The sequence below is a fragment of the Methanosphaera sp. BMS genome (assembly GCF_003268005.1).
Taxonomy (GTDB): domain Archaea; phylum Methanobacteriota; class Methanobacteria; order Methanobacteriales; family Methanobacteriaceae; genus Methanosphaera.
In genome coordinates this window covers 951,768-978,104 of record NZ_CP014213.1, presented here as the reverse complement: position 1 = coordinate 978,104, position 26,337 = coordinate 951,768, and the positions used below count along the sequence as shown (strand labels likewise).

Sequence of the window (26,337 nt, the reverse complement as noted above, 5' to 3'; positions counted from 1 at the left end):
AATAAATTATCAGAGGTTTTTTATGAATATTAAATATAGAAATATTTGCATATTGCTGTTTGTCCTAGCGGTATTTCTTGGATTGAATCTTGTATCGGCTCATGATATGGATGAATCCTCAATTGCCGCTGATAAATTAGCAGATACAGACAGTAATCTAAACGTAAATGCAAGTCAGAAAGAAATAGTTAAAACTCAAGAATCAGATATTGGGAAAAACTTGGAAAACGACGAAAATAAGGCGGCAGATAATCTAAAGCAAACACCCAATAAGACAAGTCAAAGTGCTAAAAACATTAAACAGGCATCAAAGACATCGGTAACCTATAACATTATAGTAAGAAATAACCTGGTCGGCAACACCACATTTGACGTGGCAGTTATCAACGCTAAAAACAACACGCCAGTACCGTCATCCAACCTTAAGATAAAACTTCCCGACAGTAGCGTCATATCAACAAGGACCAATTCATCCGGTTATTCAAGACTATCAGTAAATCTTCCAAGCGGTAACAACACGGTTAAAATAGACTATGCCGGAAATGCCACATACAATTCATACAGCTATGATCTGGTATTGGAGGTATTCAAGAGCAATGTTAACATGAGCGTAAATATAGTCAAACAAGAATCCGGATCGGCAAACATATCGGTTAAACTAAGGGATGCAAATACATTAAATGCCATAGCAAATGCCAACATCAACATAAAGCTGTCCGATGGCAGGTCATTTACGGTTAAGACTGACAAGAACGCCAATGCATTCTTACATTTGGACTTGAATGCGGGAGATAACTATGTTAACATAACATTCGACGGTAACTACAAGTACAACCCGGCAAATGCATCAACCAACCTATATATACCAACACCAAAAAGAATAGTTCAATACAACGTTACATTAAACAGTTTATATGTTGGAAATACTTCAATATCAATCAAGCTTACCGATTATAATAACAGCAGGATTCTAGCAAACACACCTTTGACATTCAAGGTGGCAGACGGAAAAACATACAACATAAAAACCGACAAGAATGGAATAGCAGCATTCAAGGTGGATGAAAAGGTAGCAAAACACTATGCAAACATAACCTTCAAGGGAAACGATACATACAACAACAGGACAGAAACAATCAACTTCACAGTTATTAAACGTGTAAGTGACCTTAACTACACGCTTGTGAACAACTCCAACAACTTCCAATTAAGGGCCATTCTCAGGGACCTGATATTCAACAGGACAATTCCAAACCAGGATATCATAGTAACCCTTCCAAACAATACGAAAACAACCAAAAGGACAGATGCAAATGGACAGATACAACTGGCAATACCGCTTGACGTGGCAAATCAGAAATACATATTACAATACAATGGAAACGAAAACCTGACAAACGTGACAAAAAACATAACAGTAAACGTACCACAGCCTAAACAACCGGTAAACCTGAACGTTACAGTAAAAAGTAACATATACCTCAATGACTCAATCCTGTTAACACTAACCAATCAGAAGACGAAAAATCCAATAGCAAATGCCATTGTGGAAGTGAAAATAAACAACAGACAGACAAAATACAAAACAGATAAAAATGGACAAATACAGATGAGTCCCGGATTGAATGTAGGAACAAACAATATACAGGTAAGCTATAATGGAAGTGACAAATACCAGAACTTCACGACAGTAGTGCCGATAAACATAACAAAAAGACCTACAAACATGTCAAGCCACATAACCGTATCAAGCAGGGCGGTATTGAATCTGACATTAACGGATCTTATAACCAAACAGCCACTAAGAAACGTGGAAGTATCAGTCATACATCCACAGAAGACACTGCAATTAAAAACGGACAATAACGGACGAATCAACCAGCCACTTGACTTACCTGCTGGTAAGACTAGACTCATAATAAAGTACGCGGGTAACACAACCCAACAGGCGGTTAACTCCACAACAGCAACATTCACCATACCCGGCAAAACCAACAACAAGACAAATACCATAATAACCGTAAACGATACAAAGGTAGCGGTAGGGGATATTGTAACCATAAAAGCATCAGTACTTGACCTGGACAATAAAGCGGTAAAAAGTGGTGTTGTAAACTTCAAGTACAACGATACCATTATCACTGACATGAATACCAAAAGCGGCAACATTCAGGTTAAAGATGGACTGGCGACGATAAGCTTCAAATCATTGAATCACTGGAGAAACTCAAACATAAAATTGCAGGCGGACTACCTTGAAAACGCCAACTACAATCCTTCAACAACAAAGGCAAACCTCGCAGTTGCCCTTAGAACTGCCCAGTTAACTGTCACCACAACTCCACTAGTAACGAGGATGGATGAGAAGATAACATTCACTGCAACACTTAAGGATAGTGTAACCATCAACGATGGAGTGGTGATATTTAAGGTAAACGGTTTGACGATAAAGGATGACAAGAACAATACCATAATGGTAAACGTTAAAAACAACAGGGCAACACTCGAATTTACAATACCTGACGGTTGGAGTGCAAGGTCATTTAAGCTTACGGCGGTATATTCCCATAGAAACTATAAGCGTGCCGAAAACAAGACATACTTCAACCTTACAAAGACACAGACACACTTTAACATAACAAGTATGACGGCTAAGAAAAACGGTAATTTAACCATTAATGCCAGACTTCTTGACAGCCATAACCATAACGTATTGGGTGTTAATACAATAGCCGTAAAAATCAACGGTCAGACACTGCAGCAAAACGCTAAGTCAGTATTCTTTGACATTGTAAACGGTACAGTCAATCTGTCATTTAAGTTGCCTGATAAGTACGTTAACATGACAACCATTAACGTCATGCTGGTAACTGGTGACAGGGTGGCATATCTTGGAAGCAGATATAATACCACAATAAGGGTTAATGCATGATTTAACCCATTTTCCACTATTTTTTTTATTTGTGAATGGGCATTCACGTATTCATTTTATTTAATTAATCGTCACGTAACATTCTGATTAATATTGATTTTATTTAATTTCATGCCATATAGAATTTTTACAAAAAAAAAGTAGTTTAAGTGGGATTTTTACAGGGTAATCCTTTTTTTGCCGGTAATCAATTCGTAGTTTTCCAATAGTTCTGTTATCTTACCGTCACCGTTTAAAAAGTAGTCATAGATAAAGAGTATCATCTCGTTCATTATCTCTATTGTCTCCTCTGTACTGAATCTTTCATCGCAGTACTCGAATTTCAGCTGCTGATTGTACTTTTCAATGTCATCTATTTCAAATTGTTTTTTAATCTCGTCCTTGATGTCGGGGGTAATGATTTTATCCAGGATGTCCTGTATGTGATGGGATACCTCATGACCATATATGAAGTACTGCTTTGAATGGTCCACGTCAATTTCCAGTTGCATCAAAAGCTGCAGGAAGGGTATGAAATTCTGACACTCCAACGGCGTGAATCTTCCCTCTATGATATAGGATATGTACTCCGTTGCGGCACGGTTTTCTATTGAATTGTTTAGCATAAACATGATGAATGATTGGATTATGTATTCATCATGCACATTGAGGGTCTGTTTTATTATCTGTTCAAATATCTCCGCATATAATTGATGAGCCAGTTCATGTATTATCGTTGTTATCTGAAGGCTGTCCGGTAATGTGTCCTTGATAAATAGTTTATTGTGTATGTAGTAGCCCTGAAGGTCTGTATTGTCATCTATTACAATCTGGGCATACTGGCTTGCAATCTTTTTGATTTTATCCAGTGCCGTGTCAGATTCCTTTAGTTTCAGGTGGATAACTCCGGAGGTGTAGATGTTGTCCAGGATTTTTTCATAATCCTTTACCGAAAACTTGTTTTTATAGAGGATATTCATATTTTCCTTGTTAACTAATTTTCTAAACTCTTTTTCTATTTTTTCTTCATTCATTAAAGACACATCAATTTTATATAGGTTAATCTATAATATGTTAATCCGGTTATATATAATTTAATAATTCTCGGCTTTTATAGTGGGTTAATCAATTATTAACTTATGAAATTAGGCTAATCAAAAAAAATTTGGGGGATAGATGGATTAATGAAAATAATACACGCCGTGAAAACTTATGTAAATATTTAGGTGGGGGATTATTTTTTCAACATCATTCAAATAGTTTACGAGTCTTGTCCATCATGTCAATTATATCCACCTTGAATGGACATCTATCCATACACATTCCACACTTCGTACAGCTGTCTGCCTTATATTCCAGCTGGTTGTAGTGGTCACGGATGCTGTCAGGTATGGAGTCGTGTGTTACTGCCAGGTCATAGAACTTATTGACTGTTTTAATGTCAATATTTGCACTGCACGGTGCACAGTGACCGCAGTATGTACACTGACCCAGGTATGAACTTTTAGGGGCAGTGGTCAGTATCCTTGAGTAATTTCTGTCCTCATCGCTTGCCGACAGGTACTCCAATGCACCATCTAATTCGGTAATGTCATTGACTCCTACCAGTACGCTCTTTGCTGACGGACGGGTGAGTATGTATTCAAGACACTGTACTGGCGTTAATGCCACGCCGAAGGGACTTTCCTCCTGTTTAAGTAGTCTTCCACCTGCATATGGCTTCATAACCGTCAGTGCGGTATTTGTCTTCATGGCCTTTTCATAAAGTTCCTGTCTTTCTGCCTGTATTCCATAAAGATTGCCGTAATTATCAAGCTCAAAGTAGTCATCGATTGATTCGGTAGCAGGCATCATGTCAAAGGCGGGGTTTATGCTGAACATGACGAGCACTATGTCCGGGTTGTCACATGCCTTCATTGCAACCTCCGGATTATGGGTACTGAGGCCTATATGGTGGATGATGTTGTCCTCCTTTAGTTTGTATACGTAGTCCATGAATTCATTGTTTGTTATCCTTTCATACTCGGCCACTTCATCCACGTAGTGAATCATTCCCAAGTCTATGTAGTCGGTGCCGAGTCTTTCAAGCAAATCCTCGAATGCCGGTATGACCTTGTCCATCTCACGCGTTCTTACGTATTGCTTGTTCTGCCATGTTGAGCCGATATGTCCCTGTATGTACCATTTGTCCCGGTTGTCCTTTATCGCTTTGCCCAGCTTTGAACGTACGCTTGGATCGGACATCCAGCAGTCAAGAAGGTTCACGTCATTGTCCATACAGTAAGTGACCAGTTTGTTTACTTCATCCTGTGATTTGTCCACCATCCACTCGGCTCCAAATCCTATTACTCCTACCTCTATGCCGGTGTCGGCTATGCTTCTAAACTCCATTTTCAAACTCCTATTATAAAACGTTAATGTGTTACTATAATATATGTCTTTAATGCTAATTATATTGTTTTAGCTTTTCTTCAAGGTTTTCTATTACCTTTTCACGTTTCTCGACGGTTTTTATGTAAGCGTTTATCTTGTTGTTCTTGTTGTCTATGGTTTTCTGGTAAAGCTTTAGCTTGTCGTTCTTGTTTTTTATTATCTCATCATATTCATCTATCTGCCTGTTTTTTGTATCGATGGTATCCTGGTATTGTGTTAGTTTTTCCTGCATCTGCCGTATCCTGTTGTTAAGTTCGTTGACTTTTTTATTTTCCCTGTAGAGGTTATCATAGTTTTGTCTTTTGTACTCAAGTATAGTGTTTTCCAAGAGGTCGACATATTTACGAGTAGTGTATTTATCACATGCTTCATCTATATCAGACATTATACTTTCATGTATTTTGGATAGCCTACTGTAATTATAGGATAACTCTTCCATATTCTTTAAGATATTTGAAAACTCATTAATATTATCAGGCGTATACTTATTTTTCATGTTTTCACAGAATGAATAGTTAAATTTGTCCTCGACTATCACATCATCCACATCATCATATTCTGCCTTTGAAGAAAATGACACGGCAATCTCCACCAAATCATCATCGGATAGATTTGCATTGCACTCGATAATCCTGTCAAATATGCGTTTTTGATGCCAACTGTTTTTTGTATTGAAGAGGTTACGGCTACGATTGTTAAGCCACCCATTTGCAATCTTGGATATGCATTGTGATTTGCTTCTTATGGGAACATGACCCAGACGTAATGATTCCAGTTTAATCTTATCCACAGGCTTATTGTCCTTATCGCTTAGACTATGGGATCCGGGATTAATCCTGATGTCGCAGCTTTTATATAGATTTGAGGGAATGATAACTTTTTCATGCTCTTCAAGTGACCCGTCACGTATATAGCGTAGATTTTCAAGTGAGAATTCATCATATATCGGCAGGTATGTCTTCCAGTAGTAGCTGTAATATGAATCGTCAAGGTTGTCAAGACTTTGAATTTCATCTCTGGGATTAACTGCACCATCCGTGGTGATGAATTCATCTGCATCCAAAGGCATTATCATATCCGCCTCATACTCATTTACCGCCAAGTCAAGCAGGTAATTGATTTCAAGTGTTATGTCATGATGACTTTCAAAGTGATTGTCATATACATGCAGGTTGGGATATTCCCCTTTAAGTGCGTCCAATATATTCCTGGTATCATCACTGCTGTTGTTGTCAAGTATAATCATTCCGTCTGTGATATTTGAATTATATCTTATGAAAGTCTCTATGATGTCCATCTCATTTTTTATACGGCTGATTGAATAAATCTTCATTTCCTTTTCCCTCATTTTATCATTTTGGATATTATTCTATTATCTAATTATATATTTTGTCCGTTTAATCATATCTATTTTGTTTAAAAATTTATATAAGTCTAGAATCATATAACTATACTTATGGATGTATTTAAATATTTATGTCACCGGCGACCGGAGAGATCCTTTTTTTATAGGGGCCATCAGTTTCCGGTATGCAGCAGATGTACAGGTCTTATTGTCGGTGCGGCATTATTTGCCGTTTATTCATTTATAGTGCCTGTTAGATATGACTGGAATCTGTTATATATGTCTTTCTTATTGCAGCTGCCGTATATCATAGATGGATTTACACAATATTTGGCTATTAGAGAAAGCAACAATACGTTGCGTTTTATAACGGGACTGCTTGGTGGAGTGGGCGTTGTACTGCTTGCCAGATTTATGAGGATACTCGTTGAACATTTACTGATGAATATGTGGTGATAATATTAGAAAAATGGAAGTAAAAAGTATTGATGAGATAAACGATATCTACTCCTCACATGATGTTGTACTTGAGGAATGCATACTGGAGTCTGATGACATATACTACAGCATCTGCCGGATAAATGCACTTGATGTCTATGACGTACTGCTAGTTGACAGGAATGGCGATGAACTGATTAACTTCGAGTCACGAATGAAACTGTCCGGTTCGACTCTCAGGTATTTTCACATGTACGCAGGTGATGAGTACTGTGACGGTCACGGCAATGTATTCCGGTGCATGAGTCATTATGTATTGATTAATGATTAAAGACTCACCCTTTTTTTAAGCCCCCCTTTGAAGAACTTTTTTTTAAAAACGAGTTAATTTTGTAAAATATAATGATAGTCTATGGGATATGGAAAATTCTGTTTAAAGGAAAATTATGGTTAAAATGAGTTTTCATAATGATAATGAATTAAAGATTTTTTAAAAAAAAAATAAACTAAGACTGGTGAGTGTCTTAGTTTAAATTAGTATATTAGTGATGAGAATAATCCAATATTCTCATGTTCTTTTGGTATAAGATAATATCTTGAAAGATCAAGTATAGGGTCGTGAGATATATGAAATATCTCACGGTTATATCTTTTTTTTAAGTAAATATTATACTTAGGAGTATGCAGCTACGTATTCACCGACAATGTCAGAGTATTCGTTTCTGATGTCTTCCCAAGTTTTACCGTCTTCTACAATAGCATCTGCTAATTTAGGAGTGTGGTAAGCTTCTACACCGTAGAATGTTTGAGGTGTTTCTTCTACGAAGTCACGACGTACAGCTCCTCCACCACATCCAATAGGAGTTTCTACACCTTGTTCTTGCATGATAGCCATGATTTTACCGAATGCTGTCATGGTTGTTGTCATTAAAGCTGTAGCGGTTACGAATGCTGCGTCGTTTTCAACTGCTGCTTTTACTACGTCTGCGTGAGGTACGTCACGACCAAGGTCTACTGCGTTGTATCCGTTTGCGTTTAAGAACATACAAATTAAGTTTTTACCGATGTCGTGAGGGTCACCTTCTACAGCACAACATACTACGTTTGCTTTGGTGTCTGCTTTGTGTCCGAGTTTTGCTTCTGCGATAGCTACTCCAGACATCATTGCGTCTCCTGCTAACATTAAGTCAGGTAAGAAGAATTCACCTTTGGTGTATAAAGCACTTACTCCGTCCATACCTTTCATTAAAGCGTTGTTGATTAAGTCGATTGGGTCAGCACCGTTGTCTAAAGCTGCAGTTACGTCTGCGTCTGCTTTGTCTTTGTCTCCGTATAATACGTCGAGTGCAATGGTTCTGTAATCTCCTTCATCTTTAGGTAAGATTTCAACTACTTCTGGGTCGTCTTCAGGTTTGAGAGCTGGACCTTCGATTTTTACATTGTATCTGATTGCTATTTTTTCATAATCTTCAAATTTTTCATAATATTTTTCTAATGGGCTTGCCATTTATACACACATCCTTTATATTGATTTAAATTTTTCCTTATTTTTAGACCTATAAATCGTATTGAGTTATGTCGTGGTCTTTTACTTTTCTTCCGTAACGTTTAATGGAAGCTTTTAAGAATTTATCTGAATCATCAGGTAATTGTTCGTATGTTTTTTGTGTAGAATCGAGAGTGTCTCTTTCGAATCTTGTTAATAAGATACGTTTTTGATCTACAGCTTCGTTAATACATTCCATAGCTTTGAGTGCTGCTGCACGTGCTCTGAGGTAGTTGTCTTCACCGTCTGCTACGATAGCTTGACCGATTTTGTAAGCGTTGTCGTATGCGAGAATTACACCTTGAGGGTCTCGGTATTTATCAGCTAATACGTATGAGTCTCTTAATTGTTTTGCGGTTCCGATTTGTTTTGCTGTGTTCATTAAAGCACATTCGTAACCTAAGGATTGTAACCATACACCAGGGGTTGGTCCACCCATTTCTTCTCTGTTATATACAGATTCGTTACTCCATACGTCACAAACAGCTGCGGTTAAGTTACCCATTAAGTCTGCGTGAGCACAGGTAGCGTTTTTACCTTCTGCACATACTGGTACAGATGCAATTGATTTTACAATAGGGTTTTCGTATCCACAGTCTTTTGTAGGTCCGGTTGCACCACATTCGATAGCTACTAAACTTCTTGCTCCTGCAATTGATCTAGCGATAGCTGCGATTGTGTGTGATACGTTTTTACCTAATAATCCACCAGCTAAGAACATTGCTGTGTTAGCTTGTGCACAGTTTGTGTCTCCACCAGGAGTAATGTTGTTTCTTTTTGCGATGTCTACAATTTTAGTCCACATGTATTCCATATCGTTGGAACCGAGTACACCTATACCGTAGAGTATAGCTCTTGCGTCTCCTCTTGAAATACCGTAGTCTGATACAACTTTTCCACCAACGGTTTCACAACATAACATTGATGCACCATTTTCTGCACATGCTTCGAATGATTCATCCATAGCTACGTCATAGTCGGATCCTCTTAATCCGTTTTCTTCTTCCCTCATATCTGCTACAGTACTCATTAAGGATACTCTTGTACCGAATTTGTCGTGTAACTGTTCGAGTTGTTCCCATTGGGTTGCTGTTGTTCTTGCAGATGCTTCTTTACTAATGGATTGTTGTTGTACGTGTTCTTGTTCTATTTGAATTGCAGGTAATCCGATATCTGCTGCACGTTGACAAGCTGCAAATGCAATGTTTTTACAGGTTGCTACTAATCCATCAATACTTGTTTCTGATCCTTCAGCTGGAGCAACTTTGATGTTTGGATAAACTAATCCGTTACCTGCTTCTTGGTCTAAACCGAGTTTTACAGGGTTTTTGGTTTCTCCAAATAACATGTCGTCTGCTGATTCTGTTACCATTTTTGTAAATACGTTTCTTGACATATAATTTCACCACTAAAAATTTTATTTAATTTTTATACCCACATACATAATAATATAGCCCATTTGGTTATTTATATATATACCCCCAACTACTATAAATTTACTTTATTTCTATTACGGAAAATTTAATTTTTCATTATTTTAATAATAATTGGTATAAAAATATAAAATAGTATTACTCAATATTTTACCATATTTGAATATATGACCCAATATTTTTTTAAAATTACCCTATTTTAAGGGGAATATTAAAAAATTATTATTTCTTAATAATTAATAATAAAAATTAATCTGTTTTTAAATAACGTTAAAGAAAAATATAATTAATATTTATTAGAAAATATTGCACAAATTATTCTACTTTGAAAAAAAAATAACCCATTCGGATAAACCAAAAAAACAAAAATGGAAATTGTTATGATAACTCCATGAAAAATTATTAAAAAAGCCCAACCTCACAACAAAACTTAGCAAATTAATAAACATGACTAAACAATTATTAAGAAAAAAAAGTCACTAATATATATACCGGGTAAACGATTGGCTTAAATCATTATATATATTACTGCTATAATTTACAAAACCACACAATAACTCTATATATAATATATATGTAGAAAAACACAAAAAAATTTTAGCATAACCTAAATTTATAAAAAAACATCAAAATGAAACAAAAAACAACAACTAAAAAAAAATCGTCGACAAAAAATCATGAAAAAATACAAATATAAAAACCAAAAAATCAAAAAAATAATATAAACACTTGAGACGACAAAAAAGACAAAAACAAAAACCACAGTCTAATACAACTCTCAAATCCGTTCCCACAGATAAAAAAACTTACTTTTATCACATGATTAGAATAATATTTTTCATAGTATACTTACTATTAACAATCCAATCAAAAATAATTTACCAATACTTATTAATATTTTAGTATACATAAATATAATCACATATTTATATTGATATCAATATGTAATTTTAATTCAATCTAACGGCTTATTTTCACGAATAAAAAGTTGATTGTATTTGATTTTATTCAAAAAAATTTCATAATAATATAAATATGGAAAACTCAAATTTGAGATGAATAAAAGTATGTTGAAAGATAAAACTAAGATATTTTTATTATTCTCAATAGTATTGATAACATTGGTTGGAATCTCTGCTGTAGCAGCAGTAGATGCTGATGACTCATCAGCAACTACCATTGAAGACGCCTCTTCAAGCACAGCAGCAATCCAGGCAAACGTCGATACTAAATACGACAATAATAAGAATATTATACAGAAGGATGTAACACAAACTACATCCACAGAGAACGATGTTACAGATAAGGCGGATGTAACATCAAACAAGACAGTCGAAAAAACAACTGATAAAACACTAAAAGGCGTTGACTCAGATACTGGAATGGATCTTGTTGTACCTCAAACAGCAGAAGCTGGAGATTCATTTGAAGTAACAGTTACTACTATTGATGCTTATGAAGGATGTGAAATCACAGTCTATCTTTATCCTCCTAACGTTGACTTAGATAGTGGAGACAATATGGATTGGAAAGACGGTACAGTAACCGCTAATACATTCACAACTACATTATCAATAGACTCTGATGCAGAAGCAGGTCAATATGTTGTATATGCAATGGTATTAGATGAAGATAATTATGATGAAATCAATTCTGATTATTATTATATAACAGTAACTGCTACAGAACCTTCAAATGTTCCTACAATTACAATCACAGCACCTGAAACAGCAAGTGTTGGTGATGATGTAGATGTAACATTTGTTTTCACAGTTCCTGAAAGTTATCTTAGTTATTCTCCAAATTATTCATGGAAGATAACCGATCCAAATGGTGATGAATTATCAGATGAGTATGTAGTATTAACCTCAACAAGTGCTGAAGTTTCACAAACTATTACCTCAGCTATATCAGGTCAATATCAAATATATTCTGAAATCGAATCATTAGGTGCTCCAGAAGCTTTAGTAACTGAAACAAAAACCATCACAGTATCAGATGCATCACAAAAAATCGATGCTACAGTATTTGTAACACCTGATGATGATTACACAGCTGGAGAAGCTTCAACTATTTCAGGTACATTAGATGCTGAAGCTGATGATTTAAGTGGTGGAGTAGTAAGTGTAGTTGTAACCTATTCTGATGGTACAACTATTGACAACTTAGGTACTGCTACTACAAATGTAGACGGTGACTTCGAAATTGCATTCACACCACAGAATGTTCTCGGTACTGCAACAGTCACAGCAACATTAGCTGCTGATAGCAAATTCAACGAAGCAGTCTCAGATCCTGAAGAATTTGAGGTAAATGCACCAGAACCTGTCAAAACCATTGAAACAGAACTTACTCCAGTACCTGATGAAGAATATGCACAATATCCTGTAGGTACAACTGTAACCATTACGGCTACTTATAAGGAAGATGATGTGGCTAAGGAAGGAGTAACAGTAAAAATCAATGTCAACGGTGTTGACGTAGCTACTGAAACTACTGACAGTGAAGGTAAAGTATCTTACACATTCACTCCAGAAGTTGTCGCTACTTACCCATACTATGCATACACAGATGATGTCAGCACACAAAGTGATGATACTTCATTTAGTATTGATACATTAAATGTAAATATCGTCATTCCTGTACCAACAGATGATATCTATGTAAACGATATCGTAACATTAAACGGTACAGTAACGGATGAACTTGGAAATCCTGTAAAAAGTCATAGTTTAAACGTTGAAATTGATGGTACACCTATCGATTTAGCTGTTTCAACCGATGATGAAGGTAAATTCTCATTTGATTTCACCCAGGATACCGCTGGTACATACACAGTAGACGTGGAAATTGTCGCAGATGTTGATAACGGTGGAAATTATACTGGTATGAATGATACTTCAATCACTTTAGAAGTATTAGACAGAACAGAAACCAACTTATTCATCGAAGTTGACGATGGTGAAATAAGTGACGGATTAAACGGATTCGTATCATTAAACGCAATGGATGATGATGACACAGAAATTGCCGGTGCTACAATAAGTATAACCGCAGTATATGCTGGTCATGAAGATGATCCACAGACATTCACTGTAACAACCGAATCTGATGGTACCGTAACATTCTCCGAAGAAGCCAAATATGTAGGTGAAGTAACAGTAACCGCAACATACGAGGCAGACGGTCAATATGCCGGTGCCGAAAATTATGATACGGCAACAATAACTGAAGATCAACCTAAGGATACTGCCATCAACCTTGATGCTGTAGATGCCAGATGTGTTGATAAGGTAATTGTTGACGGTATCTTAGTATACGTTGATGATGGTGAAGAATTTGCTTTAGCTGATAAAATCGTAACAGTAAACGTAGCAATCAATGGTACAAACCTTGAGGCTGTTGAAGCAACAACAGACGAAAATGGTATATTCCATGCAGAAGTTCCTACAAACTCCAACTATGGTTCAGCAACAATAACAGTTAGTTATGCTGGAGAAGAAGGAGCTTACAACGCAGCTGAAGATGCAACCACAACTACAATTGTAATAAAATCTACAACCTTATTCATTACCGGTGACACAACACAATACAGTGAAGGATTACAGGGTAGTGGATTCCTAGAAGTAAATACTGATGGTGCTACAGGTACAACTGGTGTTACTGGAACTACCAATAAACCACATATCCTAACAGCTCCAACAGAAGATGATGCTGGAATCGCTGGTGCTACCATAACAATTACTGCAGTATATGCCGGTCATGAAGATGCACCTGTAACATTCACAGCTACAACTGAAGATGATGGTACATACTCATTTACCAGACCAGTTGACTTTGAAGACTTTACAGGCCAAGTAGCATTAACAGCTGAATTCGAAGAAACAGATGAATACGCTGGTGCTACAGCTACAGCTGATGAACCTGCAGTAATTACCGAAGATGAACCTAAAGATACATTCATAGACATAAGTGGTGTAGATCAATACACCGAAGGTGACATTATTGTCCCTGGTATACTTGAATCTGTTGTTGATGAAGATGAAGGTACAACAGCAGCCTTAGCAGGTAAACCTGTAACAGTTGTTGCAAAAATCGGTGATGAAATAATCGGTCAAACTACTGTAACAACTGAAGATGACGGTTCATTCACAGCAACAATTCCATCAAACAACAACTATGGATTAGTTGACATCACAGCAACATTTGCTGGAGATGATGACTACAAAACATCATCCGATATAGCTCAAACTACAATATTAATACCAACAGACTTATTCATAACCGCTGATGACGGAACAGTCCGTGAAGGATTTGAAGTCTCAGGTTACTTAACCAAAGGCGAAGATGAAGAAGACTTTGCTGGTGCAACAATTAACGTAGAAGTAACATATAATGATGGAACCACTGCTGAAGCTACAGCTACAACCGCTGATGACGGTACATTCAATGTAAAATTCGAAAATTCTGTAGAAGGACCAGTAACAGTCGTTGCTACATTCGAACAAACCAGTGAATATGCCGGAAGTGAAGCTACAGATGAAGCAACAATCACCAATCCAAAACTCGAACTCACTATAGAATATCCTATAGATGATTACTATTACTATGATGAAGTAATTCCTGTAGAAGCATATCTATATGAAGAAGACAGTGATACATTAGCTAGTGGAGAAATCCCTGTAACAATCACAGTAACATATACTGATGTTGCAGACCCAGTTGTTGTAGATACAACAGCTATAGATGGTGCAATAAATGCTGTAATCCCTGCAAAAGATGCAAAAGGTCCAGCAACAGTTACAATAACAACTACTGAAACCGATGATTACTTATCCGCTTCAGAAGACTTTGAAACAGAAATCATTGCAAAATCAACTGCTGAAATAACCGTTGAAGCAGCAGATGCAATATTACCTGATTCAATTCTAGTAACTGGTACACTAACAAACGTAACCGATTCAGCTAATCCTGTAGCAATCCCATATGTACCTGTAACTATTACAATCGATAATAGAAATGACATATACACAACAGAAACAGATGAAAACGGTGAATTCTCCTATGAAATTCCAACAACAGAAGAAGATCTCGGAGACAGAACAGTAACTGTAACATTTGAAGATGTTGACTATGAAACAGCTACAGACGATGATGTTGCAACCGTAACACAAAGAAGCGACATTGATATATTCTTCGAATTAGACGATGAATATGAAGTCGGTGATGAAATAAGCATCAACGGTTTCGTAACAAATGCTGATGACGATGAAGCAGTCGCAGATTTAGAGTTAACATTAACCATCAATGATGAAGTAATTGGAACTACAACCACCAACGCTGATGGTGAATTTGAATTCACATACCCAGCAACAGTTGCAGGTCCATTAACAGTAACAGTCTCATCACAACAGACTGACGACTACAACGAAGCAAGTACATCTGATGATACAGTAGTTGTAGCAAAAGTATACGATACAAGCATATACTTTAATACTGAAGATACAATAGACTCACCTGAAGAATTACCATTACAGGGATATGTTGTATACATTGATGATGACGATGAAGAACAAGCATTAGCAAACGCTCCATTAACCATCACAGTAACCATTAACGGTGAAGTAGTTGATACAATACAAACTACAACAGACGATGAAGGTTACTTCGATGAAGTATTTGACACCACAGATTATGTTGGAACAGCTACAATAGTAGTCTCCTACGCCGGTGCAGATAACTATACAGAAGCAACTGCTGATGATGAAACTACAATAACAAACAAAGCATTATCAAATATGATATTGGCAGTTGACACTCCATATTACCTTGGAGTAGAATCAACCATTGGCGGATCATTATTCGATGATGAAACCGATGACGCCATAGCAGGTGCAGACATAACTGTAACTGTAACATATGATGATGATTCAACAGAAACATTCACAGCTGTAACAGAATCCGATGGTTCATTCACTATTCCATTCACACCAACAAAACTAGGAGATATAACAATATCTGCCGTATTTGATGGTAATGATGATTACAAAGCAACCTCAGCTGAAGAACCAAGTACTGTTGAAAAACAATTAGTTGACTCAGTAATCGACTACTACCCAGAACAGGATGAAATATTCCTCGGTGATGACTTAATAATCGATGCATTATTACATGCTGATGATGATGACGAAACACCAATTGCAAATGCAGTTGTAAAAGTCAAAGTAACCATAAACGATCAAGTAGTCATTGACGATCAAAACACAACAGATGCTAATGGTAGATTATCATACGTATTCACACCTGAAACAGAAGGTACAGCAGTGGTTGAATTAACTTTTGAAGGAAATGACGACTATACTGAATCAGAAGCTGACGGTGACGTATTAATCAAACCAGCAAGAAAAGACGTAACAATTATCATCCCAGTCGATGATAAATACCCAGTTAACGAAGCTCTTGAAATACCTGTAAACGTCTTCGATGAAGATGATGAAGCAGTAGTAAATCAAGAAGTAACAGTTGTAATAAAATTCAGTGATGATAGTGAAGTAACGCTTTCAAACGTTACTGATGAAAACGGTGACTTAACCGTTACAGTACCACAAGAACAGTTAGTAGTAGGTCCTGTAAGCATAGTAGCAACTATCGAAGATAGTGAATTATACAACGATGCAGAAGAAACTGCTACAATCGAAATAGTTCCTGTAGAAACAGCTATTGACTACATACCAGAAACTCCAATATACTCTGGTGAAACATTAATCGTTGATGCTATATTACATACAGTAGAGGATGATGAAAGTCCTATTTGTGGTGAAGATGTAATCGTTAAAATCACATTAGGAAATGAAGTATTAGTAACTCAAACCGTACCATCTGATTTAGATGAAGGTAGAATTTACTATGAATTCGATACAACAGGTTATGAAGGTACTGCAGTAGTTGAATTAATCTATGAAGGTAACAATTACTTCCAGGCAACCACAGCTACTGCTGATGTAGTAATCAAACCTGCAAGAACTCAGCCAATCATCCTATTAGAACCTGATGAAAAATACCAAGCTAATGCTCCGGTAGAATTATCCGGTCTAGTATATGCTGATGATGATGATGAAACACCTATTGAAGGTGCTACTGTAAATGTTGTAGTTACATTCAGTGACGACAGTACAGTTGAACTTTCAGGCGAAACAGATGATGAAGGATACTTCACAGTAACTATTCCACAGGAAAATCTTGTAGTAGGTCCTGTAGCAATCACAGCTACAATCGAAGAAAATGATACATACAATGAATCAACTACCGATGCAGCAACTGAAATAGTTCCTGCAGAAACTGCTATCGACTTTGAACTTGACGATACAGTAGTAAGCGGTGACGAATTAGTTATAGATGCTTACTTACATGTTGTTGATGATGATGAAACACCTATCGCTGGTGCTACAGTAGACGTATATCTTACAATTGGCGATGTAACATTACAAAAAACAGTAGAAACAGCTGATGATGGTAATATCGCTACAAGCTTTGATACCACTGGTTTAGAAGGTGACGCTATAGTAGTAATTGAATATATTAATGGTGTAACCTATGATTCTGCTAGTGCAACTCAAGAAGTGGAAATCTTACCACCTAGACTAGATGTAATTATCGCATTAGATCCTGATGACAGCTATCCAATTACGGATGATGTCGAGTTAACCGGTGAAGTATTTGTTGATGATGATGACAGTACTCCTGCAGCTGGTGCAACTGTAAATGTTGTAGTAACATTCAGTGACGACAGTACAGTTGAACTTTCAAATGTAACTGCCGAAGATGGATCATTTACAATCGTCATACCTAAAGATAATCTTGTTGTTGGTCCTGTAACAATTGTAGCAACAATTGAAGAAAATGATACATACAACGAAGCAACAACAGACGCAGCAACTGAAATCGTTGAAGAAACAGTGGATACTTACATTGACTTAGTATTAGATGGTCCTATTGAATCTGGTGACACATTAATCATCTCTGCAATATTACATGAAGAAGATGATGATGACGCAGTCATATGTGGTGAACCTGTAATAGTTAAAATCACACTAGGAAATGAACTATTAACAGAAGTAACTGTAAACAGTGATTTAACCGATGGTAGTATTTACTATGAATATGATACCACTGGTAAAGTGGGTACTGCAGTAGTTGAATTAATCTACGAAGGTAACAATCACTATAATGGATACACAGCTACCGATGAAGTGCTAATTACAGCACCTAAAGAGCTATCAGCCATAGCAGTAGATGTTGATGATACATATGTAGTAGGTTCAGAAATCGAAATAAACGGTGTATTATACGTTGATGATGATGAACAAGCACCTATTGCTGGTGAAGATGTAACAGTAACAATTAAATTTGCTGATGGATTAACAGTTTCAAGAACAAATGTAACTGACGATGAAGGTTCATTCACAGTCACATTCCCTGCAAATGTTGAAGGTATTGCAACAATAACCGCAGAATTTGCCGGAAATGATGTATATAAAGAATCCTCAGATGAAACAACAACTGAAATCATAGCAAAAGAACAAAAATCATTACAAATCATTTACGAACCAGACACTCCATTAGACAATGGTGAACCTATTGAAATTAATGCAGAAGTCGGTTATTATGATGAAGATGACGAATTTGTTCCTGTAAGTGATGTCCAGGTATACGTAAAAGTTACCCTACCTAATGGAGAAGTATTCGAGGAATATATAACTCCAATTGATGGAATCATAACTACAACTGTCGGAACTGACGGTCTAGTTGGTGAAGCTACAGTTGAATTATCATTCGAAGGTAATGAAGACTATACCGCAGCAGAAGCTGATGGAACAGTAGAACTATTAGCACCTGAAGAAGTACCTACAGATACCGTATTGCATGTATGGATTTCCGGTGATCCTGCCGAAATCGAAAACGATACAGTACTAGAGGCACCTGCAACAATTGTTATTGAAGGTCAATTACTTGATTCAGAAGGTAACGTAATACCTGTTGAAGGATTATGGATAAACTATACAATAGTAGTTGTCTACGCTGACGGTTCAAATGAAACAATCGAAGGTCAAATTAACGTTGACGAAGAAACTGGAGATTGGGTGCTTGATGATCTTGAAGTAAATGATGCTGCTACAGTAAATGTAACAGTATTCTTCGAAGGAAATGGTACATACCTTGCATCCGATGTTGAAGAAAGACACTTCAGTGTTGGTGCATTGGTAGAACCAATAGTACAACTTGAAGTAGATCCAAATCCAGCTGAACTTGGTTATGAAGTAACAGTCACAGCAACAATCATAAATCCTGAAACTGGTGTAGTAATACCAGATGCAGTAATCACAATAATTATCTATGATGAAGAAGGTGAAGAAGTATATAACTCTGAGGCTCAAACTGTTGTTGATGGTGTTCTTGAAATAACATTCACGCCAGAAACTCTAGGAGAGTTCAATGTATACACCGAAGCTGAAGTTGATGTTGCTGGTGAAATTAATATTATCTATAATAAAACAACATTAGAAGTAATTAAACCAGAAGTCACTACTAAACTTGTAGATGTTTCAATACCTGATGAATTATATGAAGGTAAAGAAGCTGACATAACAGGTAAATTACTAGATGAGGATGGAAACGGATTAGCTAATCAGACAATTACCGTAACAGTTGAAAATGAAGACGGCTATGAAGAAGTCTTTGAAGGCGTAACTGATGATGAAGGTAACTTCGTAATACCAATCAATCCAAATACAATTGGTCCTGTTACAGTAACAGTATCATATCCTGGTAATGAAACTGAAGATGTGGTATATAAATCAGCAAGTGAATCAGGAGATGCTGAAATTGTTTCAGTTGAATATGATGTAACACTTGATGAACTAGAACCTGTATATGACTACAATACAACCGTAAACATAACAGGTACAGTAACCAGTAGCTACGATCCATTAGACATTGATGAGATTACTCTTACAATCAATGGTGAAGAAGTAACCGTACCGGTAGATGACGAAGGTAAATTCAAATATGAATTCCCAGGCACTACCGCTGGTGACTATGAAGTAGTTGCTATTGTAAATGATGATACCAAATCAGAACCTCAAACCTTTACAATCGACAAATTCCTCGTAGAGGTTACTGCTGAAGGTCCAACCGAAACAGTATTCATCGGTGAAGATGATGCTCCAATTACCGGTACATTAGTTGATATGGATACTCAAGCACCTATAGCTGATGCTCCAATTTCAATAATCGTAAACGGTGAAGAAGTAGGTCAAACCACAACAGACGCTGATGGTAAATTCACATATGACGTTGCTGATAAACTTGTAAACGGTACAAATGACATAACTGTTGTAGCTGTCGCTACTGACAATTATGATGAAGATTCAGTTGATTTAACAGTTGATGCTATATTAAGACAAAACCTAACCATTGAAATTATAAAACCATCCGGTGATATAAAAATCAATGACACTGTCACATTTGTTATAATTACAAGTGACAATGGTACAATTGTAAAAGTAGATGCATTAAACTACACCTTCGGTGACAAACCAACAGAAGAATTACCTATTACCGGTACCCATGGAGAATACGCAGTAACATCCGACATAAACGGTACATTCACATTAAATGTATCACGTGCACAGGATGACTTGTACAACTATGCTGAAAACACAACTACTATCACATTCAGAAACCTCAACACTGCAATCGAATCAAACGACAACAGTATTCAAGAAGCTAAAGTCTTTGATGAGGTTGAATTAAGTGTTAACGTCGTTGATGAAAACGGTAACAAAGTTGGTAAAGGTACAGTAGAATTCTCATATGACGGTAATGTAATAGGAACAGCTACTGTCGAAGACGGAACTGCTACAATTACAACTGTATTCAATGATAGTGGTAGAAAAGACGTAACAGTCAAATTCACAAGTGAAGACACTTATGCTGATTCCACAAGTGACTACACAGTAGTTGCAATCATCGATGAAGCAACAACCAACCTTACAGTAGACCATATTGATGAAATCGAAGTCGGTAAACCAACCAACGTAACCGGTAAAGTAACCGATGAAGAAGGTAACCCATTAGCTGGTGTTCCTGTAAGCGTAAAAGTTGGAGATAAAGTTGTAAACGGTACAACTGGTGATGACGGTAAATTCAGTATACCTGTAACACCTGAAGATGCTAACGTTGATGAAGTAACTGTAAGCGTACCTGCAAATGATGGATACGCTCCAGCAGAAGAAACCATCCCAGTAGATGTAGAAAAACAAGATGCTAACATAACAGTTGACCCAGTCAACAAATTAGAAGCAGGTAAAGAAACTCCTGTAACAGGTAAAGTAACCGATGAAACTGGTAAACCAGTAGCTAACGCTCCTGTAACAGTTAAAGTTGGCGATCAAACCTACACAGGCACAACAGATAAAAATGGTAAATTTAGTATACCTGTAACACCGGAAAAATCTGGAAATACACCTGTAGATGTAAGTGTTGGCGAAACTGATAACACCAAACCAGCAAACAAAACTACAACTGCAAATGTTGGTAAACAAGATGCAAACTTAACAGTTGATCCTATTAAGAATGCTGAAGCAGGCAAACCTACAAATGTAACTGGTAAAGTAACTGATGAAGACGGTAACCCAGTAGCCGGTGCTCCTGTAACCGTAAAAGTCGGTGACAAAACATACACTGGAAACACTGGTGAAGACGGTAAATTCACTATTCCTGTAACACCAGAAACATCCGGTAGTCAGCCAGTACAAGTAAGTGTCGGTCAGACTGCTACAACCAAACCAGCAAACAAAACTTCCACAGCTAACGTAGGACAGCAAGACGCTAAAGCAACAGTTGATCCTATAACTGATGCAAAAGTTGGTAAAGAAGTTCCTGTAACTGGTAAAGTAACCGATGAACAAGGTAACCCAGTAGCCGGTGCACCTGTAAACGTAACAGTTGATGGTAAAACATACACTGGTACAACAGATGAGGATGGTAACTACAACATACCTGTAACACCTACTAAATCTGGATCATTACCTGTAAACGTAAATGTCGGAGCAACTAACCAAACCAAAGCTGCTAAAGCAAACACAACTGCTAAAGTAACCAAACAAGATCCTACCGTAACAGTTAATCCGATTAACGGTGCAGAAGCTGGTAAATCAGTTCCTGTAACTGGTAGCGTAACCGATGAAGAAGGTAAACCAGTAGCTAACGCTCCTGTAAACGTAACAGTTGATGGTAAAACATACACTGGTACAACCGATAAGGATGGTAAATTCAGTATACCTGTAACACCAACTAAATCCGGAACATTACCTGTAAATGTAAATGTCGGTGCAACCAATAACACTAATGCAGCTAAAGCAAACACAACTGCTAAAGTAACCAAACAAGATCCTACCGTAACAGTAGATCCTGTAACTGGTGCAGAAGTAGGTAAATCAGTTCCTGTAACTGGTAGTGTAACCGATGAAGAAGGTAAACCAGTAGCTAACGCTCCTGTAACCGTAAAAGTCGGTGACAAAACATACAACGGTACAACAGATAAAGATGGTAAATTCAGTATACCTGTAACACCAACAACAGCTGGTGACAACCCTGTAACAGTAACAGTACCTGCAACTAACACTACAAATGCAAAAACAGTTAAAGATTCAATTACCGTATCCAAAGTGGCTACTACATTAACCGTATCCGCACCTAAAACAGTAACTGTTGGAGATAAATACACCATTAACGGAACATTAAAAGGTGCTGACAACAAAGCAATCGCTAACGCTAAAGTATCAATTAATGTAGATGGTAAAGTACTCACAGCTACAACCAACAGTGCCGGTATATTCAATGTAACCAGTACCGCTGCAGATGTAGGTAAAGAAGAAGTAACTGCCGTATTTGCTGGTGATGCTAAATATGATGCAAGTAATGTTGCAAACGCTACAGTAACCGTAAACAAATTAGGTACAAAAACTACCGTAGCTAAAGTAACAGGTAAAGCACTTAACAATGTAACAATTACCGCAACAGTTAACGATGCTAAAGGTAATGCTATAAAATCCGGTGCAGTATACTTCACCGATAGTAACAACAATGTCTTAGGACTTGCTAACGTAACTAACGGTAAAGCTAGTATTGTAACCAGTTATCCTGAACAATTCAATGGAACTATCAAAGCACAATTCCTTGGATCAGATAACTACACAGCATCAACCGGAAGCGTAAAAGCTAACATTACCAAACAAAACGTAGTCATTAAGGCCGACCCAATAACCGGTCAAATGAATGACATGGTTACAATCACTGCAAAAGTAACTGATGAAAACGGTAACCCTGTACAAAGCGGAAACGTAGTCTTCAAGATTAACGGTCAAACAGTTAAAGATGCAAACGGTACCCAGCTAAAAGTCAGAGTAGTTGACGGTACAGTAACTGCAGAAGTAAATGCTACCCAAGCATGGAAAGGAAACAGTACACTAACCATCAGATACTTAGGTGACAACACTTACAACGCTAGTGAAAACACTACCAAAGCTAATATCGCTCCACGTAAAGCACAAGTTGTACTAATAACTGATAAGATTGCTAGAGGTGGAGACCAAATCGTATTAACAGCATTTGTAACCGATAATGGTGAAGCAGTAAACGGTGGACAAGTAATCTTCAAAGTTAACGGTGAAACCATTAAGGATGCATCTGGTAAAGCTATCGTAGCTAACGTTGTAAACGGTACTGCAAGTATAGTATATGATATACGTCCTGGTATGAGTGCTAAAGACCTTAACATGAGTGTTGTATTAAGTAACAAGTTATATGACAGAACTGAAAACAGTACTATCTTAACCATTGTACGTTCAGATGTATACTTCAACACATCACTTGTATATGCTAAAGATGGTAAAGCTCACATCAAAGCAACATTACGTGATGCTAAAGGTGAACTTTGTGTATATAACACTGATATAGCACTTAAAGTTGGCGGTAAAACTCAATTAGCCGTTGCTAAGAATGGTATTGTCGATTGTGAAATTGACACTTCATTCCTCAAACCTGGAGTATATGAACTCTACTATGTAGCAGGTCTTAACAACCGTTACAACGAAGTACGTATGACCAACGCTTTAATTGTTGAATAAAATTACCCCTTTTTTCTCTTTTTTTATTTTTTTAAAAAAATATGTGATATTATTGTCGTGAAAGATAGATTGAAAAATCTAGTTTTTGAGTTTAAATTATCTGATTTTAATTGTTAATTATTTATATGAAATAATTATTATTATCTACTTTTATTTGTAATTTATTTGTAAAAATAGTTTATTTTATGGATTTTTGAATTTAGGAATTTGTAAAAATAGCTTTAAATTTTTCTAAGCAAATTGCCTTTAAAACAATCTTATTCTTATTGTCCGTATCTTTTTATTTTGGTTTGTCTATTATTTTTATTGCCGGTTGTCGTTTTTAGTTTTGGGTTTTCGCTCTTTTTATCATCAGATACCCATGCATAATGGGGTATTGTGCTGAATGTATTATTGTTGTCGTGTCTTCGTATTTTTTTCATGTCCTCTTTGCAGGTAACATTATGTATCATTATCTTAAAAACCTTTTAAAGTTCATGCTTTATAATTGATATATTGAACTATTTTTTCAATACATTTATTCAAATGATTCTACTTATCATAATCATCAAATAATAATCAATTATATTCATATTGAATCTATTTAAATTAATATAACGGCATCTATATTAAATAATATCAATTGTATTATATGATTCTATAATTATTGGATATGTACATCTACATGTAATAAGTTAAAAAATAGCATTTCATAATTATTTTAATTGTAACTTAAAAAAAAATTGTTAAGGAGGGGATGAATAATTTTAATTGGTGCTATTGTTTGTTGTAGTGTTATTTGCCGTAGTGTTATTTGTAGCATTTACGTTTGAAGCCAATGTCTGATAGATAGGAGTAACCCTGTTATTGTTAAAGTCGGACTTTATGATAGGATCCTTATCGATAATATCATAGAGTCTCACATGGATATCCTCCATTTTTGATAAATCCGCTGATGGATCAGGCAGTTTGCTGATTCTTTCCTGAACCTCCGCGTCACTAATCTTATTGTTCATGTAATCGGCCTGTATCTGATATAACTCCTGATACATGTCAATATTTTTCTTGTCAATCTTAAGTGCCTCTATCTGTAACTCAAGGAATTCATGTCGTGTAGAGTTAAATGTGAAGTTATTGAATTGCTCGGTATTCTTAATGGATGAATCAAGCGTTGTACTTAGATTGTTTAACTGTGTCACCTTATCCTCAGGCGTCTGATTACTGGTTGCAATCTGTGCCAATAACTGATTGGAGGCTAACTCATTATTCAATGCCACAGTACTGAAAGTGTTAAACTGGGTTCTTTCATATGAATTATATTCACTCTGGGCTATTACAGGGGTGATGATAGCTACAAGTGCAAGAAGTAATACAAATATTGCTATGGCTGACTTTTTATCAATTCTTTTTGTAATGAAGTTTTTCCCAATTTCAGGCACTTCATCCTTCAGGCTCTGAAGATAAGAGTAGTAACTCTTATGACCGTTCAGGTTAACGGGAAGTACCTCCTGTTCATAGGCATTTCTTGCATAATAATTGTCATTATAGTGATCAACCGTATAATGTGCATCATCACTACCTTTCAACTCTTCCTTTTGATATGTTGCTTCATGATCTACTCCACAGTCACAGTCATCATGGGCGTCATCATCCAGGATGACATTATCGGGTAACTTATCGTCACTCGCAACGCTATCATATGGGAGTTTGTTTTTGCTTCTAAGTTTGTTTAATTCCTCTTGTGTAAGCTCATATTCCTCCTCTGATTCATCAACATCATCATTAAACTGGCGTGGCACAAGCGTGTCCAAGTCACAGCCGCATTCAAGACATACATTGATGTAGTCGGGGTTCATATGACCACAATTGTTGCATTTGTGCAAGGATTAATCCCTCCTTATACTCATTTTAGATAAATGATTAAATCATTTTTACATATAATAAAATATATCTAATTTATACTATTTAACTCTACTTTTAAAATGGATATTACACCCATAACACTAATGGTGTTTATCAAGAAATTATGAATAATAAATAAATTTCAAAGGATTTTTACTTTA

General features: G+C 36.5%; 11 protein-coding genes. 4 read left to right on the top strand and 7 right to left on the bottom strand.

Translation table 11 applies throughout. From position 1 onward, the window contains the following. Positions 1–22: 22 nt before the first annotated feature. Positions 23–2,932, top strand: a complete 2,910-nt coding sequence (locus AW729_RS03515) for a hypothetical protein (protein ID WP_112123800.1) — start codon at positions 23–25, stop codon at positions 2,930–2,932. Positions 2,933–3,090: 158 nt separating this feature from the next. On the opposite strand, the gene AW729_RS03510 is transcribed toward AW729_RS03515, so the two are convergent. From AW729_RS03510 to AW729_RS03500, 3 genes are all read right to left on the bottom strand, one after another. Beyond that, positions 3,091–3,945, bottom strand: a complete 855-nt coding sequence (locus tag AW729_RS03510) for a hypothetical protein (protein WP_112123799.1) — start codon at positions 3,943–3,945, stop codon at positions 3,091–3,093. A 214-nt stretch (positions 3,946–4,159) separates the two neighbouring features. Continuing rightward, positions 4,160–5,302, bottom strand: coding sequence for an aldo/keto reductase (locus AW729_RS03505; RefSeq protein WP_112123798.1), 1,143 nt, complete (start codon positions 5,300–5,302; stop codon positions 4,160–4,162). 55 nt (positions 5,303–5,357) lie between these two features. Beyond that, positions 5,358–6,677: a glycosyltransferase family 2 protein gene (locus tag AW729_RS03500; protein ID WP_162685765.1), complete on the bottom strand. Its 1,320-nt coding sequence runs from the start codon at positions 6,675–6,677 to the stop codon at positions 5,358–5,360. 123 nt (positions 6,678–6,800) lie between these two features. Here AW729_RS03500 and AW729_RS03495 point away from each other — a divergent pair, with 123 nt between their 5' ends. Beyond that, complete coding sequence (locus tag AW729_RS03495; RefSeq protein WP_112123796.1) at positions 6,801–7,145, top strand: DUF2085 domain-containing protein; 345 nt, start codon at positions 6,801–6,803, stop codon at positions 7,143–7,145. 13 nt (positions 7,146–7,158) lie between these two features. After that, positions 7,159–7,458, top strand: a complete 300-nt coding sequence (locus AW729_RS03490; RefSeq protein ID WP_112123795.1) for a hypothetical protein — start codon at positions 7,159–7,161, stop codon at positions 7,456–7,458. A 342-nt stretch (positions 7,459–7,800) separates the two neighbouring features. Here the strand turns inward: AW729_RS03490 and mtaC are convergent, their stop codons facing one another. Then, positions 7,801–8,634, bottom strand: coding sequence for a methanol--corrinoid protein MtaC (gene mtaC, locus AW729_RS03485; protein ID WP_112123794.1), 834 nt, complete (start codon positions 8,632–8,634; stop codon positions 7,801–7,803). A 49-nt stretch (positions 8,635–8,683) separates the two neighbouring features. Then, positions 8,684–10,069 (bottom strand): methyltransferase MtaB domain-containing protein, encoded by a 1,386-nt coding sequence (locus AW729_RS03480; RefSeq protein WP_112123793.1) that lies wholly within the window; start codon positions 10,067–10,069, stop codon positions 8,684–8,686. A 1,104-nt stretch (positions 10,070–11,173) separates the two neighbouring features. On the opposite strand from AW729_RS03480, the gene AW729_RS03475 reads away from it, so the two are divergent. After that, the gene (locus tag AW729_RS03475) at positions 11,174–24,295 is read left to right on the top strand and encodes a carboxypeptidase regulatory-like domain-containing protein (protein ID WP_112123792.1); all 13,122 of its coding nucleotides are present in this window, start codon (positions 11,174–11,176) and stop codon (positions 24,293–24,295) included. Between the two features lie 263 nt (positions 24,296–24,558). On the opposite strand, the gene AW729_RS03470 is transcribed toward AW729_RS03475, so the two are convergent. Together AW729_RS03470 and AW729_RS03465 are read right to left on the bottom strand one after the other, a co-directional pair. Beyond that, positions 24,559–24,747 carry a hypothetical protein gene (locus tag AW729_RS03470; RefSeq protein WP_112123791.1) on the bottom strand — a complete coding sequence of 63 codons (189 nt, stop codon included), beginning with the start codon at positions 24,745–24,747 and terminating at the stop codon, positions 24,559–24,561. A 294-nt stretch (positions 24,748–25,041) separates the two neighbouring features. After that, entirely contained in the window at positions 25,042–26,157 is a 1,116-nt protein-coding gene (locus AW729_RS03465) for a zinc ribbon domain-containing protein (RefSeq protein WP_112123790.1), read from the bottom strand. Positions 26,158–26,337 lie beyond the last annotated feature (180 nt).